We start from the raw sequence: 15,731 nt of genomic DNA, 5'->3' as shown, positions 1-15,731 counted from the left end.
CTTTTATTAGTATTCAGTCTATGGATAATATGTCATGCTGTTGTGGTAATTTCGGTGCGCGAATTTCTAATACACCGTTTTGATAAGAAGCTTTCGTTGCTTTTTTATTAATTAAATATGGTAACTTAATAATTCTTGACGCTTCTGAAATGGAACGTTCTCGGCGATAATAGTTATGAGATGTCTGTTCTTCTTCCGTCTCTTCAAGTATATCTTCTTTTACAGAGACTTTTAAGTATTCGCTTTGTATTTCAATTTGAATTTGTTCTTTTTGTATACCTGGTAGTTCGGCTGTAACGACGAGTTCGTCACCAACTTCGTATAAATCTACTGGGAATGTTAATAAACGGTTTCCCTTTTGGAAAAAATGATTTAAATCAGCAATTACGCCACGGAGAGGTGTTTGTTCGAAAAAATCATCAATTTGTTTTAAATAATTACGAACCGGTGGGCGAGAAGAATCTTTTTTTTCTTCACTCATGGTATTACCTCCTAGAAATCAATTTGCAATATCATATGACAAAAGCGGAGAAAGGTGAGTGCCTAGTTTTCATGTTTTCATAAAAAAATGTTAAAAATGTGAAATGGAGTGAGTTTTTTATAGTTTTTGGTCGCCATATTCAGTTGATTATGCTAGTATAAATAGGGTTGATATAGTAGTATTGAGACAGAATGAAAACTGAAAGAGGGTAAGAAGTATGTGTGGTTTTGTAGGATGTTTATGTGAAAACCCTAGAGAGTTTTCAGAAACAGAAAAACATCAATTTGAAAATATGAACACGATGATTTTCCACCGCGGTCCAGATGACGAAGGATATTTTCGTGATGAACATGTACAATTTGGCTTCCGCCGTTTAAGTATCATTGACTTAGAGGCAGGACATCAGCCGTTAACTTATGAAAATGATCGATATGTAATTATTTTTAATGGTGAAATTTACAATTATGTAGAACTACGTGAAATGTTACTTGAAAAAGGTGCAACTTTTGCTACACAATCTGATACAGAAGTTATCATTGCATTGTATGCACATATGAAAGAAAAATGTGTAGACTACCTTCGTGGTATGTTCGCATTTATGATTTGGGATCGTGAAGAAAAGACACTTTTCGGTGCACGTGACCACTTCGGTATTAAGCCTTTATACATCGCACAACAAGGTGATACTACATTCTTCGCATCTGAGAAGAAAAGTATTATGCATGTAATGGAAGACAAAGGGGTAAACCCAAAGTCACTACAACACTACTTTACGTACCAATATGGTCCAGAGCCAGAAACATTAACAATTGATGTTAACAAAATTGAGCCTGGTCATTACTTCGTAAAAGAAATCGGTAAAGAGATGGAAATCCATCGCTACTGGAATCCTTATTTCAACGCTTCAAGCGCAACGAAAGAGGAGCATATCCAAGCAATTCGTGATGTATTATACGATTCTGTAAAAGTACATATGCGTAGTGATGTACCAGTAGGTTCTTTCTTATCTGGTGGTATCGATTCATCTATTATTGCTTCTATCGCAAGAGAAATGAATCCAAATCTATTAACATTCTCTATTGGTTTCGAACAACGTGGTTTCAGTGAAGTTGATGTTGCGAAAGAAACTGCTGAGAAATTAGGAGTTAAAAACCATAACGTATTCATTACAGCGCAAGAATTTATGGATGAGTTCCCAAAAATCATTTGGCATATGGATGATCCTTTAGCGGATCCAGCAGCTGTACCATTGTATTTCGTTGCGAAAGAAGCGCGTAAACATGTAACGGTTGTTCTTTCTGGTGAAGGTGCAGACGAGCTATTTGGTGGATATAACATTTATCGTGAGCCAAACTCGTTAAAAATGTTCTCTTACATTCCTAGCCCAGGAAAGAGTGTTCTAAAGGCATTAAGTGGTGCTCTTAAAGAAGGGTTTAAAGGAAAAAGCTTCTTAGAGCGTGGATGTACGCCAATCGAAGAGCGTTACTATGGAAATGCGAAAATCTTCCGTGAAGAAGAGAAAGCTGAATTAATGAAGTATTACGATGAAAGTGTTAACTATATGGATATCACGAAACCATTGTATAACGAAATTAAAGATTATGATGATGTAAGTAAAATGCAGTACATTGATATGTTCACATGGTTACGCGGCGATATTTTATTAAAAGCTGATAAAATGACGATGGCAAATTCATTAGAACTTCGTGTACCGTTCTTAGATAAAGAAGTATTTGACGTTGCATCTAAAATTCCGACAGAATTTAAAATTGCAAACGGAACAACGAAAGCTATATTACGTGAAGCTGCTCGTGGAATTGTTCCGGATCACGTGTTAGATCGTAAAAAGCTTGGATTCCCAGTACCAATTCGTCACTGGTTAAAAGATGAAATGCACGATTGGGCTGTAAATATTATTAAAGAAAGCAAAACTGAGCATTTAATCGACAAACAGTATGTATTAAACTTACTGGAAGCACATTGTGCAGATAAAGGCGATTATAGCCGTAAAATTTGGACTGTACTTGCGTTTATGGTATGGCATCAAATTTATGTTGAGCATAAATACGATACGAATAAGTTCCACGAAGAAACAAAGCGTGCGTATAGCTTAGTTTAATAAAAAACCTTAAGGTCGCATTCGATCTTAAGGTTTTTTTCATAAATTGCATTTATTATTGATACAATAATAGTAAAAGGATGGACAACATATGATTACGTTTGAGAAAGTAAATACAGAAAATGAAAGCGCTGTAAAAGAAATGTTTCACTCACACAGCTTAGATGAGAAAAAGGTTCAGTATTGTGTAAAAGTTGATGATACATATATTGGCGTAATAGATTATAGCGTTCAAGAAGAGAGTGCTATTTTGTCACAGTTAATTATTCATTTTGATTATCAAGGTTATGGATACGGGACAAATACGTATTTTACATTTGAAGAAATGATGAAACAGAGAAATGTGAAAGAAATAAAAGTATTGCAAGAGATGTTTACTGAACAAGCTAAATCTTTCATAGAGGGATCTGGTTTTATTGAGGGAAATGGAATATATGTAAAGAAAATATAGTGAATATTGATTAGGTGATGATATGAATATAAGGTAGGTGGACGTATGACGATAACTTCTGGTCTTGTATTAGTTGGAGGTTGTTTTATAGTAGCAGAACTATGCCAGACTTTTATTCGGAAAAGAATGTATAAGAAGAGAAGACCATATGAATTACAATATATTCCCGTATTTTTAATTTTGTTTTGTATGCTATTTGTATTGCAAAACATAACGTATTTCCCACCTCTTTTGAACATTTTTTTGAAGTTTGGGTTGCTATATAGCGGCGGGGGGATATTTCTTTTATTTCTTTTATTTTGCATACGTTACATCCATTATCAATCGTATATATTCATTTTAAATTGGCTAAAGCAAAGCGATAGAAACCGCCTTACATAAGGGGGTTTTTTTATTTGTACTTGTAACGGAACTTGTACAATTAACATAAAATAGGACGAGTAGAAATGAAAGCTTATTACAATAAAGAAAGGAATGAAAAAGATATATGAAACTTGTTATAGACGCAGGGCATGGTGGATATGATTCTGGTGCTGTTGGTAATGGGTTAGTGGAAAAAGAGTTAACACTTCAAATTGCTAGACGTGTGCGAGATATTTTATCTGCAAATTATCCAATCAATATTAAAATGACACGTGATAGTGATGTGTTTATCTCTTTATCAGAACGTGCTAATATTGCTAATTCATTTGGTGCAGATTATTTTATCTCATTTCACATTAATAGTGGCGGTGGAACTGGATTTGAAAGTTATATTTACAACGCGCTATCTAATAATAGTTCTGCATATGAAAAGCAACAAAAGATGCATGCAGCAGTCAATCCTGTATTAACAAAATACGGTCTTCGTGACCGAGGAGCCAAAAAAGCAAATTATGCGGTACTAAGAGAGACTGCAATGGATGCAATTTTAACAGAGACTGCCTTTATTGATACAACGTTTGATGCTAATTTATTGAAAAATCCACAATTTATCGAAGATCTAAGCCAAGCGTATGCAAACGGAATAGCAGCTATTTTTGGAGTAGCTCCAAATCCGAATCCTCCAAATCCACAACCTCCAAATCCACAACCTCCAAACCCACAGCCAACACCACAAACGAAGGGGATTGCCTATATACTTGGGAAAAATGTGAATTTAAGAAGTGGCCCATCAACGTCTTCTTCAGTTATTCGTCAACTAAACGCCCCAGAATCGTATGTCGTATATCAGGAAAGTAACGGATGGTTAGACTTAGGAAATGGACAATGGGTGTATAATGACCCTTCGTACATTAATTTTGTAAAGACGAGCAATAGCGATGGAAGCGCAATTGGTGTTGCATATATACAAGGAACAAATGTGAATTTAAGAAGTGGTCCATCAACATCTTCTTCAGTTATTCGTAAATTAAATAATCCGGAATCTTATTTAGTATATATTAATCAAAACGGTTGGTTGAACCTTGGTGGAAATCAGTGGGTGTATAATGATCCATCATATATTAAATATAATCAATATTAGGAAATAAATTTATGATGTAATATGAATGCGTATTTATGTATAACGTAGATACGCATTTTAAGAACGTTTATTGTTTTCATACTTATATACTTTATTTTAAAAATAAACATTTGAATAGCGGATAGAATCTAAAATGTATGTAATATACATTAACCTTTGATTGTTAATGATAATCAATTTCATCTAGGAGGACATATGGTACATAGTAAAAAAATATTTATGTTATGCATTATGATACTTATGGTAATAATCGCAGGGTGTAGCAAAGAAGAGAAAAAAGGAAATGATCCATCAGCTAAAGCAAAAGATTCGTATACTGTAAAGCATGCAATGGGTGAAACAACAGTAAATGGTACACCTAAAAAAGTAGTTGTTTTAACAAATGAGGGTGCGGAGGCACTTTTAGCTGTTGGAGTAACGCCAGTTGGAACTACAAAACCACGTGCTGGTGATGAATGGTATCCTCATTTAGCGAAAGATTTAAAAGATACGAAAGTTGTAGGAACTGAGCGTGATATTAATTTAGAGGCAGTTATGAAGCTTAAGCCGGATTTAATTATCGGGAATAAAATGCGTCATGAAAAAATATATGAGCAATTGAACGAAATAGCGCCAACTGTATACGCTGAAACATTGCGCGGGGATTGGAAGGAAAACTTTACATTCTATACAAAAGCTGTAAATAAAGAAAAAGAAGGGCAAAAGGCTCTTGAAGATTATAAAAAACGTATTGAAGGAATGAAAGAGAAGTTAGGAGATAAATTGAATTCTAAAGTTTCTATTATTCGCTTCGTACCAGGTGACGTTCGTATTTATCAGAAAAACTCATTCTCAGGTGCTGTTTTAAATGATATTGGATTTAAGCGACCACCACTACAAGATAAAGATGAATTTGCGATAAAAGGAATTACAAAAGAGCAAATTCCGAATATGGATGGGGACTACATATTCTACTTCACATCTGATAAAGATGCAGATAAGAATAACGAAGGAACCACGTTAGCAAAAGAATGGACAGAAGACCCACTCTTTAAGCAGCTGCAGGCTTCTAAAGACAATAAAGTATTCCAAGTGGATGAAGTAATTTGGAATACAGCAGGCGGTATTAAAGCTGCAAACTTAATGTTAGATGATATTGAAAAATATTTTCTGAAATAAATGAATGGTTGAGTGCATCACTTTAAATAGGTGATGTACTTTTTTTGTTTAGTTAAATACAGAAAATTCCTTCTTTTAAGTGTGGATAAGTTGTACAATAAAATCAATTATGGAATAAAGGAGTGGGAAGGAATGAAAGCTACTCATAAAGATTGGATTTTATTTAACGGAAGAATTGTGAATACGAAGGAAGAACAGCCGATGGTCCCATTAGAGGAGAGGGGCTTTCAATTTGGTGATGGTATATATGAGGTGTTTAGGTTATACGATGGGAAGCCTCATTTATTAGACTTACATTTGGAACGCTTTTTTAAATCTATGAGGGAAATAAATATTGTTCCGCCGTTTACAAAGGAAGAGTTAGTTGAAGAACTTCATCAAATGATTGAAAGAAATCAATTTCAAGAGGATGGGAATGTGTATCTTCAAATATCACGTGGAGCTCAAGCTCGAAATCATGTGTATGAAAAAGATTTACAGCCAACATATTTTGCGAATATTGTTTTGTTTCCAAGACCTACCGCTACTATGGAACAAGGAATAAAGGTTACTGTAGAAGAGGATATACGCTGGAAGTTCTGTCATATAAAATCTTTAAACCTTCTACCTAATATCATGATTAAAAATAAAATAAACGAGCAAGGGTATCAAGAAGCGATATTAGTACGAGATGGAGTTGTAACAGAAGGATGTCATTCGAATTTCTTTATGGTGAAAAATAATAAATTAATTACACATCCGGCCGATAATTTCATTCTACACGGCATTACTCGTCACTACGTTATTACATTAGCGAAAGCTTTACATATTGAAGTGGAAGAGCGTGAATTCTCATTGCAAGAAGTATACGAGGCTGACGAATGTTTCTTTACAGCGACACCACTTGAAATATTCCCAGTTGTTCAAATTGGTGATGAGAAGTTTGGAAGCGGCGAAAGAGGACCAATTACGAAAAAACTACAAGCTGCATATGAAGAAAGTATTAATTTGTTTAAAGTGACAAATTAATAATGAGGGAAAAAGCTGGTATTCCCCCAGCTTTTTTTCATGATATAATTCAACCATAGGACAAGTTTTGAAAACGCTGTAAAAAGGGGATTTAATATATGAATTATGAAGATTTTAAAGAAGTAATTCACGGTAGACGAAGTGTTAGAAAGTTTACAGAACAAGAAGTATCCACTAGTGATATAAAAGAAATTATTGATTGTGCTCGTTATGCACCGAGTGATACGAACTCACAAACGTGGGAGTTCTTGGTCATTATGAACCGAGAGAAAATTAAAGAAATTGAACAAATGACATGGGATGCATTACATAAACTTGCGGCAAAAGCAGCAGAAAATGGAGAAGAGAAAGCAGGGAAATTACTTACACGTTCTTTCGGTCCATATGCGACAGCTTTCTCTGAGGCGCCAGTATTAATCGTATGTTTGGCAACACCATATGAATCAAAGTTTCGTGAAAAGATATTTGATCCAATTGCCTTCGTTCCTGATTCAGTATGGGAAGAGGAAGGAATTAAGAGTAGCTGTTTAGCAGCACAAAACTTAATGTTGGCTGCACATGCGAGAGGACTGGGTACTTGTCCAATGACAGGACCTGTATTATTAGCTCAAGATGAACTGCGACAATATTTACAAATTGAGCCTCAAAAACAAATTAATATGGTAATTTCACTCGGGTTTCCGAAAGATAAGCCGAAGAAACTTTCTCGAAAAGAAGTTGATGAGATTACAACATTTATTTTCTAAATGTTATGTAGAAAAGACATTGAAATGACAATGTCTTTTTATTTTGAATGGATATTTTTTTAGTAAATTGGGCTAAAATGATGAATAGATTGGAATTACTATTTATTTCTTTAAAAAAATTAATGTTCTTAAAATGAAAGTATGGTACAGTAATCGTGAGCAAGCTAATATTTGTTCATGAAAGTGTTAAAAACTAGTTTTAAAATCAAGAAGTTATTTTTGTATAATAAATTATAATGAAATAACAGGGGGAATGAATTTTGAAGAAATTCATAATCGCTGGATTGTCTGTATTGTTATTAGTAGGCTGTGGTACTCCAAAGGAAAAAGAGGATGCACAGTCAAACCAGGAAGAACAAGTTGTAAATGCAAGTGATGAGAATATGGTCGTATTTCCTGAAGGAGCAGTGCCAATCGGAGAAGGGAAAGTAAAAGTAACTACTCCAGATGGTACTTCTGAAAATGGCAATATACCAACTGTATTCATAAAAAAGGATACTTTAATTCAGCAAGTCGAATTAGAACTTTCCAATTTTCAAAACGATAAAGAAACATTTGTATTTGTAGATCAAATATTTGCAGATAAACATCAAGTAACTAGTACAACACAGACAACAGTACAATTAAAAGAAAAGACGCTTGAGACAGGTAGTCATACGATTACCGCAGCTCAGTTTGAAAACAATGACCCGAAAGGAAAAGTCATTAGCTTTAATCAAGCAACGTTTGAAACAAAGCCTGCGTCTTAATTATGGATAAAAAGTACATTACTTAAAGTGGTAGTGTACTTTTTAATTTGGATAGGATTAGGTTGTTGAGAATAATTTGTTTCACTTTCTAGTACGAATGAATAGGAAGAACTTATTCTTTACTATCATGTAAGAGGAAGGGATTGAAAGTTTGAAACGAGTTATTCGTATTTTCTTATTTATTATAATGTTTTCGGTCATTTGGTTTACTTTACAAGAGGCGGTTGAAGTTACGCTCAATTATCACATTCATGACTTGTTAATTGGAGCTGTATGCTTTGTCATTGTGTATCGGTTTTATCCCGCTATTTGCGGGCGGTAAGGCCCCTACCCACATGTGAGGAAGTTAGGTGGGAGATCAATTTGTCCGTAAAAGCCCGATTGGTGAAGGATAATACCCCCCTATGATTAAAGTTTCGCTTTATGATAAACTCGGATTAAGGTAAGTATTGAGTTGGAAATGTAGGGATTTCATTTGAAATGTCGAATAGTACATACGATGTCGTAATAACAAATTTTCTATTGTTTACTGTGAAACAGAAGAAGGAGAGATAGTAGTAATGAAACGAGCTCTTATTAATATCGACTATACATATGATTTTGTAGCTGAAAAAGGTGCTTTAACTTGCGGGAAGCCAGGTCAAGAAATTGAGCAAGAACTTGTGCATATAACGAAGCAGTATATTGAAGGTGGAGATTATGTAGTGTTTGCGATTGATAAACATGAAGACAATGATGTATATCATCCAGAAGCGAAATTGTTTCCACCTCATAATATAGCAGATACAAATGGAAGAGACTTATTCGGTGAATTACAAGAAGTATACGAAAAATATAAAAATGCTGAAAATGTATATTACATGGACAAAACACGTTACAGTGCTTTTGCAGGAACGGATTTAGAAATGAAGCTAAGAGAAAGAGGAATAGAGGAAGTGCATCTTGTAGGTGTATGTACAGATATTTGCGTCCTTCATACAGCAGTAGATGCTTATAACAAAGGGTTTCAAATTGTCGTTTATGAAAAAGCAGTAGCATCTTTTAATGCGCAAGGGCATGAATATGCACTTGGACATTTTAAATCTTGTTTAAATGCAGAAGTGAAGTGAAAAAAAGAGGCCTTCAAAAGGTCTCTTTTTCACATTTGAATAGAGACGACTTGCTGTTGAATTAACTTTTTAATGAACGGGCTAATCTTTTTTTGTAGCCCATTTAAATCAAAAAATTGTACATGTAATGATTCAGCTTCGTCTGCTTTTAACAAACCACCTGTAATGTCTTTGCAAAGGTATGCGATTGTAATAGGATAAAATTCATCTCCATTTGGTAATTGTACAAAAAACTCTTTACCTGAAAATACACTTACTAACTGAAGTGTACCAATTTCAATACCTGTTTCTTCAAGCACTTCTCGTCTCCCAGCTTCTTCTGTGGATTCACCAAGTTCCACAAAGCCTCCAGGAACTCCCCAAATGCCATTTCGTCTTTGTTGTAGTAATATTTGACCGTGTTCATTGAAAACAGCTACAGCAACTCCTGCTAGATTGAGTGGTCTTGATCCAACAACTTTTCTTAGTTCTTCAATATATCCCATTGTTAGTAACCTCCGCGAGTAAAAATATATTCAAATGAACTATTCGGTGTCATATGAATATTTTCCTTGTAATGAAGTGAGTATTGCGGATTTAAAAAAAAGGCGTTTATCCCGCTATTTGTGGGCAGTAAAACTTCTACCTCAAAATTCGGCTGGAGCAAAGAAGTTAGGTGGAAGCCCTGCTGCCCGTAAATGCCCGATTGGTGAGGGCTAATAATCAGTGGGAGATGAACAAAAACCCCACTGATTAAAGTTTCATTTTATAAAAAATTCTATTGTAATCTCCCTTTAGGGTATTAAAAAGGGTATATTTATAGTGAATAGAAAAGGACATCTGAAGTTGAAAGATTGATGAAATGGTTATATTGTTGAAGATGAACAATGAATACAAATACATAGTTAAGAAAGTACGATTTAAGATCAGGATAAAAGATGTTTCGAAAACAAGTGTTGAGATGATAAATGTGTATTTAAAATAGAGTAGCTCTGCATGAAATTTTCATTAGTAAGGAAGTGGATGGATGAGTTTATTAACGTATACTGAAGAGTTTTTTAATTATGTAAGGGAATTTTTACTTTTAAGATTTTTACTATTTGCTTTAGTTCTTATCATTATTTCTTTTGTCATAAACCGCATTATTGATTGGTTTTTTAAAAAATCAAGCTTTTTTGATGAAGAGGTAGAGCAGACGATTCAAAGTGTTATTCGATCTATTTTTAGATATATCATTATCATCAGTCTAATCATATATTTAATTAGTCAATTTGTAGATATAAAAAGTATTATTGCAGGTGCAGGGATAGCGGGAGTTGTCATCGGTTTTGCTGCACAACAGATGCTAAAAGATGTCATATTAGGCTTCGCAAGATTAGCGGACAAAGAGTTTCGTGTTGGCGATTTTGTAACTTTTAATGGAACAAATTCAGGAACTATTGAGGAAATTAGTATTCGTTTTATGCAAATTCGTGAATGGTCAGGGAAGCTCCTTACCATACCACATGGAGAGATTAGAACGATACAGAATTTTAATAAAGGGTGGATGCGAGTTATTGAACGCATCACGGTAAATTATCAGGAAGATCCTACAAGAGTTAAGGAATTGTTAGAAGAAGTATGTGTTATTTGTAATGAAAAATTGGACCAAAATCTTTATAGAGTAGATGATGAAGCTGTTGAACCATTTAAATATGTTGGAGTTACAGACTTAAATCCTAACCTTAAATATGTTGGATATGAATTTTGTATTACAGGTTTGATTAAACCTGAAGATTATTTTGAAACTTCCAGACAAGTAAGATTTGAATTAATGTCTATGTTCCATAAAAATCAAGTGCAAATGCCAGCAGCGAATATGTTCGTTAACACTGAAAGTTTACAGAATATCCATGTGGGACAATCTTTATCAGACAGTTAATGAAAACTAGCTAATTTCTGTTTTGGTTTAGAATTTAGATTTGCAAATCGGCAGATTTGAATGTACTGTATGGGATATCTCCGAAAAAAGAGCTGAAGGAATTCGGTTCTTTTTTGTTTGTAGTATTTTGAAATTTCTTAATGTTATAATGGTAGTTGGTGATGAGAATGAGCATAGATGAAAAAGAGATGCATCGTTTAGAGGCATTAAAAGAAATTGCTGAGTTACTAAATGAAGCAACAAACTTACAGGAAATGTTAGGAAAAGTGTTACATACATTATTACAAGTTATGAATTTACAAACAGGGTGGATATTCTTTATTGATGAAAGTGGAAAGCATCGTATGCTTGTAGACCAAAACTTACCCCCAGCCCTTACGTGGCAGGAAAAGAAGCCGATGTGTGAAGGAGATTGTTGGTGTGTAGAACGTTTTGTGAATGGAAGATTGGAAAAAGCGACAAATATTATTGAATGTAAACGAATAGAGGATGCGATTGAATGTAATTGGGGCGAGACAGAAGATGTTACACATCATGCGACAATCCCGCTAAGATCTGGATCAGAGAAATTTGGTCTATTAAATGTTGCCTCGCCCCATAAAACACATTTTTCTGAGGAAGAGTTAGCGTTATTAGAAGCGATTGCATTTCAAATTGGAACGACAATACAACGTATTGAATTAGTTGAGAAAGAACGGAAATATGTAGTTGTAGCTGAAAGAAATCGATTGGCTCGTGATTTACATGATTCCGTTAAACAATTGTTATTTTCAATTATGCTAACAGCGAAAGGGACTCTAAATATGACGAAGGATAGAGACTTGCAAGAGATGTTAAGTTATATTGGAGAATTATCACAGGAAGCATTACAAGAGATGACACTTTTGATTTGGCAATTAAGGCCTGAAGGATTAGAGAAAGGTTTAGCAGAAGCGATACAAAATTACGGAAAACTGTTAGGGATTCAAGTGGAAGTTCGAATTGATGGAATGGTTTTAATTGAAGATGAAATAGAAGAAGTTTTATGGCGTATAAGCCAAGAGGCATTACATAATTGTAAAAAGCATGCTTCGTGTGAAAAAGTATGTGTTCATTTAAGGATTGAAGATAATAAGCTGCACTTTTACATAGAAGATAACGGAATAGGATTTATACAGGATCAAGTAAGAGAGTCCGCACTTGGCTTGAAAAGTATGAAAGAACGAATTGAATTAATGAGGGGGATTTTTCGAATAAAAGCAGAACCAGAAAAGGGAACGAAGATAGAAATTCAATTACCGGTTTGAGAGGGAGAACGTCTGTGAAAATTAAATTATTACTTGTAGAAGATCATCATATCGTTCGAAGGGGACTCGTATTTTTTTTGAAGACGAGAGAAGAATTTGAAATTATTGGGGAAGCAGAAAATGGTGAAGAAGCATTAACATTCGTCCAAACAGAAAAGCCAGATGTAGTATTAATGGATTTATCAATGCCGAAAATGGATGGTATTGAAGCGACAAAACGTATAAAACAATACGATGAGACGATAAAGATACTTATGCTCAGTAGTTTTTCAGAACAAGATTACGTTTTACCAGCATTAGAAGCTGGGGCAGATGGTTATCAATTAAAAGAAGTGCAGCCAGATCAACTCGTTGCGTCAATCGTTGCGGTATATCAAGGAAATGCAAATTTTCACCCGAAAGTAACACCAGCACTATTAGGACGATCAGCAGTCAAGAAAGAAAAAGAGAATCCTTTTTCTATGTTAACAAAAAGGGAACAAGAAGTACTTCGTGAAATTGCGAAAGGAAGAAGCAATAAGGAGATTGCAGCAGAGCTTCATATTACAGAACAAACTGTAAAAACACACGTTTCTAACGTATTGGCTAAATTAGAAGTAGATGATCGTACACAAGCTGCATTATACGCAGTAAAGCATGGGGAAAACTAGAAATAAGTATGAATAATTGTGTCATATGTTACGGTAGAATACATAGGAGCAAATAAAATCGCTAAATAAAGGTGTTTCTTCTTTCGATTATTAGGTACAATATAGCTACTATGGAAGGGGAAGATACGATATGCCTGGTACAAAAAGTGGGATTGGAAAGATTCAGGCTTCGTTAAATGGTTTATCACCGAAATTACGAAGTATTGCCGAACATATTTTGAAACATCCACAAGATGTTGTACATAAATCAATTACGGAGTTAGCGGAAGTTACGAATAGTTCTGAAGCAACGATATTCCGCTTATGCAAACACCTAGGTTTTCAAGGGTTTCAAGACCTGAAAATTACATTAGCCCGTGAGATTGTACATACCCCGATGCAAAATATTCATGAGGAAGTATCGGTAGAAGATAATATGGTCACTGTTGCTAAAAAAGTTTTTCATTCACATATTACAGGACTGCAAGATACATTACATTTGTTAAATGATGACGCGTTGGAACAGGCAGTAAGTGCGCTGAATGAAGCGAAACGAATTGAGTTTTATGGAAATGGTGGTTCGGGTATTATTGCGATGGATGCTTATCATAAGTTTATGAGAACGGGTATTTCTTGTATTGCTCATACGGATTCACATTTTCAAATTATGGGAGCTGGCTTGCTGACAAAAGAAGCGGTGGTCATTGCAATTTCTCATTCGGGCAGTAATAAAGGATTACTTGAAGCATTAGAAGTAGCGAAAGCAAGAGGGGCTCGCATTATTGCGATTACAAGCTATCAAAAATCGGCATTAAGCCAACTTGCTCATATAACACTATATACTTCGACGCGTGAGACGGAATTTCGTACAGAAGCAAGTTCGTCACGATTAGCGCAGCTTAGTTTATTAGATACTTTGTATGTGGGATTGTCATTGCAGCGACAAGAGGAAACACTACAAAATTTACAAAGTATACGTGAAACAATTTCGATGAAACGAATATAAAGGGCTCTTCAAATGTTAAATTTAGATAATAACTTATAGGGTAGTTAGTCCATTACGGGGCTGATTATCCTTTTTATTTACATAATGAATAAAAAGAATGAATATTCAATTCGATTAGTATAATGTAGATATGGAATTTGAATCGTTTGTTTGGCTTTTGGGAGGGGGACAAAGCCTCGGAGAGTGTTTTAATGAGGGTTAAAGAAATAAACATTGGTAAAAAGAAAAGCTTTCCTACTAGTGGATTCAGAGGGGGTACCTGTTACATCAGTAGCTTAGTAATAGACCGATTAGAAAAACAAAATTTAGTAGAACGAAAAACTGATAAATTAGATCGGGGATATACATGTCTTTACATTTTAGAACAAGTTAAAGACTATATTGAAAAGTTAATCTCTGATTATTTTGTGCCATTACTCGCAAAAATAAAGGCATTGAACAAGGAAGAGTAATTAGCTATTTCTGAAGGAATCTCCAAATTTTGTGACCTAATTGATAAAAATAAGTGAGTTAATTATAAAATACTTTTATTGAAGGGAAAAAGAATTATGTTTCTCATAGCGTATTTACCTATTTTTCTGTATTTATTATTAGAATTTTATAGAAGTTCACCTGTTAAAGAGGAAAAACAAAATCGTGGTTCTAGTTTTTTTATCGGAGTAGTTTTTGCATTGATGTTAACCATTCCAGAGATTATGTATTTCATTACAGTAAATAAGATTAATTCATTGCTGTTTTTGGGTGTTATTATCGGGCTAATTGGTGTATGGATAAGATTTTCTTCAATGAAAATCTTGGGAAGATTTTACAGTAGGAATGTCGGAATGCAAGGGGGACATAAGTTAATTCAAAACGGTCTATATAAATATGTTCGCCATCCTGGTTATTTAGGGTCTTTTTTGACCTTTTTAGGATTTGCTATATCTTCATCTTCATTCATTGCCATTATCATAAATATTATTTTATTTTTCCTTGTGTATTCGTATCGTATAAAAATTGAAGAGAGAATTCTTATTACGCTGTTTGGTGAACAATATAAACAATATCAGTCCAAGACTTGGCGAATTATTCCGTTTCTATACTAGGGATTATAGGAGAAATTTCTTAAATAGATGGATGCGGGGTCCCACCACATTATAAAAAGACAGGAACAAATATGTTCCTGTCTTTGATTTTATTGAGTCTAAAGTGTATGACCTAAATATAATAATAGAAGGCTTTTTATATTGGTGAATAGTTGTTGATATATCCGCTAGATTTAATGGTTCTAATTGTCTATAGAAATATATTACTTATAATCTCCCAAGCTTAAAAAATATTTTTTAAACCTCTATATTCTTTGCATATAAACCAAAAAGAAATGCCTGATAAATTTCAATGTAAATATGATGGAATTTCAGTTTTCCTTTCAAATATAGTAAGAAAATACTTGGTTAATAATTCAAATATTGTTCAATATTTCACAATAATCTTATGAAATTCCATGTTATGATGAACCTGTAATGATGATTGAACACTTAAATTTGGCACAATAATTAGCCAAAATAGTGAGGACAGTAGTTGTGAGATAAACTCATTAAAACTC

Annotated in this window: 19 protein-coding genes; 17 read left to right on the top strand and 2 right to left on the bottom strand. The window is 34.1% G+C overall.

Going from position 1 to position 15,731, the window contains the following annotated elements:
• Nucleotides 1-13: 13 nt before the first annotated feature.
• The gene (locus tag MR155_RS04870) at nucleotides 14-481 is read right to left on the bottom strand and encodes an Hsp20/alpha crystallin family protein (protein ID WP_002012708.1); all 468 of its coding nucleotides are present in this window, start codon (nucleotides 479-481) and stop codon (nucleotides 14-16) included.
• A 217-nt stretch (nucleotides 482-698) separates the two neighbouring features.
• Here MR155_RS04870 and asnB point away from each other — a divergent pair, with 217 nt between their 5' ends.
• The 10 genes from asnB to MR155_RS04820 all read left to right on the top strand — a co-directional run bounded on the left by asnB (nucleotide 699) and on the right by MR155_RS04820 (nucleotide 9,325).
• On the top strand, nucleotides 699-2,600 hold the full coding sequence (gene asnB / locus MR155_RS04865; protein ID WP_242308466.1) for an asparagine synthase (glutamine-hydrolyzing): 1,902 nt from the start codon (nucleotides 699-701) through the stop codon (nucleotides 2,598-2,600).
• A gap of 91 nt (nucleotides 2,601-2,691) precedes the next feature.
• Entirely contained in the window at nucleotides 2,692-3,051 is a 360-nt protein-coding gene (locus MR155_RS04860; RefSeq protein ID WP_002085863.1) for a GNAT family N-acetyltransferase, read from the top strand.
• Nucleotides 3,052-3,096: 45 nt separating this feature from the next.
• Complete coding sequence (locus MR155_RS04855; RefSeq protein WP_012260872.1) at nucleotides 3,097-3,432, top strand: hypothetical protein; 336 nt, start codon at nucleotides 3,097-3,099, stop codon at nucleotides 3,430-3,432.
• Nucleotides 3,433-3,538: 106 nt separating this feature from the next.
• A complete protein-coding gene (locus MR155_RS04850) occupies nucleotides 3,539-4,555 on the top strand; it encodes an N-acetylmuramoyl-L-alanine amidase (RefSeq protein WP_242308464.1) in 1,017 nt (338 codons plus the stop codon).
• Between the two features lie 195 nt (nucleotides 4,556-4,750).
• Nucleotides 4,751-5,713, top strand: coding sequence for an ABC transporter substrate-binding protein (locus MR155_RS04845; RefSeq protein ID WP_242308461.1), 963 nt, complete (start codon nucleotides 4,751-4,753; stop codon nucleotides 5,711-5,713).
• 132 nt (nucleotides 5,714-5,845) lie between these two features.
• Nucleotides 5,846-6,721 carry a D-amino-acid transaminase gene (gene dat / locus MR155_RS04840; RefSeq protein ID WP_219302168.1) on the top strand — a complete coding sequence of 292 codons (876 nt, stop codon included), beginning with the start codon at nucleotides 5,846-5,848 and terminating at the stop codon, nucleotides 6,719-6,721.
• A gap of 98 nt (nucleotides 6,722-6,819) precedes the next feature.
• Nucleotides 6,820-7,467 (top strand): nitroreductase family protein, encoded by a 648-nt coding sequence (locus MR155_RS04835; protein WP_002012699.1) that lies wholly within the window; start codon nucleotides 6,820-6,822, stop codon nucleotides 7,465-7,467.
• Nucleotides 7,468-7,727: 260 nt separating this feature from the next.
• Complete coding sequence (locus tag MR155_RS04830) at nucleotides 7,728-8,216, top strand: putative periplasmic lipoprotein (protein WP_016092680.1); 489 nt, start codon at nucleotides 7,728-7,730, stop codon at nucleotides 8,214-8,216.
• A gap of 151 nt (nucleotides 8,217-8,367) precedes the next feature.
• Complete coding sequence (locus MR155_RS04825) at nucleotides 8,368-8,538, top strand: hypothetical protein (RefSeq protein ID WP_277958620.1); 171 nt, start codon at nucleotides 8,368-8,370, stop codon at nucleotides 8,536-8,538.
• Between the two features lie 238 nt (nucleotides 8,539-8,776).
• Nucleotides 8,777-9,325 (top strand): cysteine hydrolase family protein, encoded by a 549-nt coding sequence (locus MR155_RS04820; RefSeq protein ID WP_242308452.1) that lies wholly within the window; start codon nucleotides 8,777-8,779, stop codon nucleotides 9,323-9,325.
• 29 nt (nucleotides 9,326-9,354) lie between these two features.
• On the opposite strand, the gene MR155_RS04815 is transcribed toward MR155_RS04820, so the two are convergent.
• Complete coding sequence (locus MR155_RS04815; RefSeq protein WP_242308450.1) at nucleotides 9,355-9,810, bottom strand: NUDIX hydrolase; 456 nt, start codon at nucleotides 9,808-9,810, stop codon at nucleotides 9,355-9,357.
• Nucleotides 9,811-9,844: 34 nt separating this feature from the next.
• On the opposite strand from MR155_RS04815, the gene MR155_RS04810 reads away from it, so the two are divergent.
• The 7 genes from MR155_RS04810 (at nucleotide 9,845) to MR155_RS04780 (ending at nucleotide 15,231) form a co-directional block, all read left to right on the top strand.
• Nucleotides 9,845-10,024 (top strand): hypothetical protein, encoded by a 180-nt coding sequence (locus MR155_RS04810; protein WP_242308941.1) that lies wholly within the window; start codon nucleotides 9,845-9,847, stop codon nucleotides 10,022-10,024.
• Between the two features lie 307 nt (nucleotides 10,025-10,331).
• A complete protein-coding gene (locus MR155_RS04805; protein WP_219302171.1) occupies nucleotides 10,332-11,225 on the top strand; it encodes a mechanosensitive ion channel family protein in 894 nt (297 codons plus the stop codon).
• Between the two features lie 167 nt (nucleotides 11,226-11,392).
• Nucleotides 11,393-12,511 carry a GAF domain-containing sensor histidine kinase gene (locus MR155_RS04800; protein WP_472927174.1) on the top strand — a complete coding sequence of 373 codons (1,119 nt, stop codon included), beginning with the start codon at nucleotides 11,393-11,395 and terminating at the stop codon, nucleotides 12,509-12,511.
• A gap of 14 nt (nucleotides 12,512-12,525) precedes the next feature.
• The gene (locus MR155_RS04795; protein WP_242308439.1) at nucleotides 12,526-13,161 is read left to right on the top strand and encodes a response regulator; all 636 of its coding nucleotides are present in this window, start codon (nucleotides 12,526-12,528) and stop codon (nucleotides 13,159-13,161) included.
• 130 nt (nucleotides 13,162-13,291) lie between these two features.
• On the top strand, nucleotides 13,292-14,146 hold the full coding sequence (locus MR155_RS04790; RefSeq protein WP_242308436.1) for a MurR/RpiR family transcriptional regulator: 855 nt from the start codon (nucleotides 13,292-13,294) through the stop codon (nucleotides 14,144-14,146).
• A gap of 191 nt (nucleotides 14,147-14,337) precedes the next feature.
• Complete coding sequence (locus MR155_RS04785; RefSeq protein WP_113937789.1) at nucleotides 14,338-14,598, top strand: hypothetical protein; 261 nt, start codon at nucleotides 14,338-14,340, stop codon at nucleotides 14,596-14,598.
• 96 nt (nucleotides 14,599-14,694) lie between these two features.
• Nucleotides 14,695-15,231, top strand: coding sequence for a methyltransferase family protein (locus MR155_RS04780; protein ID WP_113937790.1), 537 nt, complete (start codon nucleotides 14,695-14,697; stop codon nucleotides 15,229-15,231).
• Nucleotides 15,232-15,731 lie beyond the last annotated feature (500 nt).

This window comes from Bacillus cereus group sp. BfR-BA-01331, from assembly GCF_022663915.1.
Lineage (GTDB): Bacteria > Bacillota > Bacilli > Bacillales > Bacillaceae_G > Bacillus_A > Bacillus_A mycoides.
This window is presented reverse-complemented; position numbering and strand designations above follow the sequence as displayed.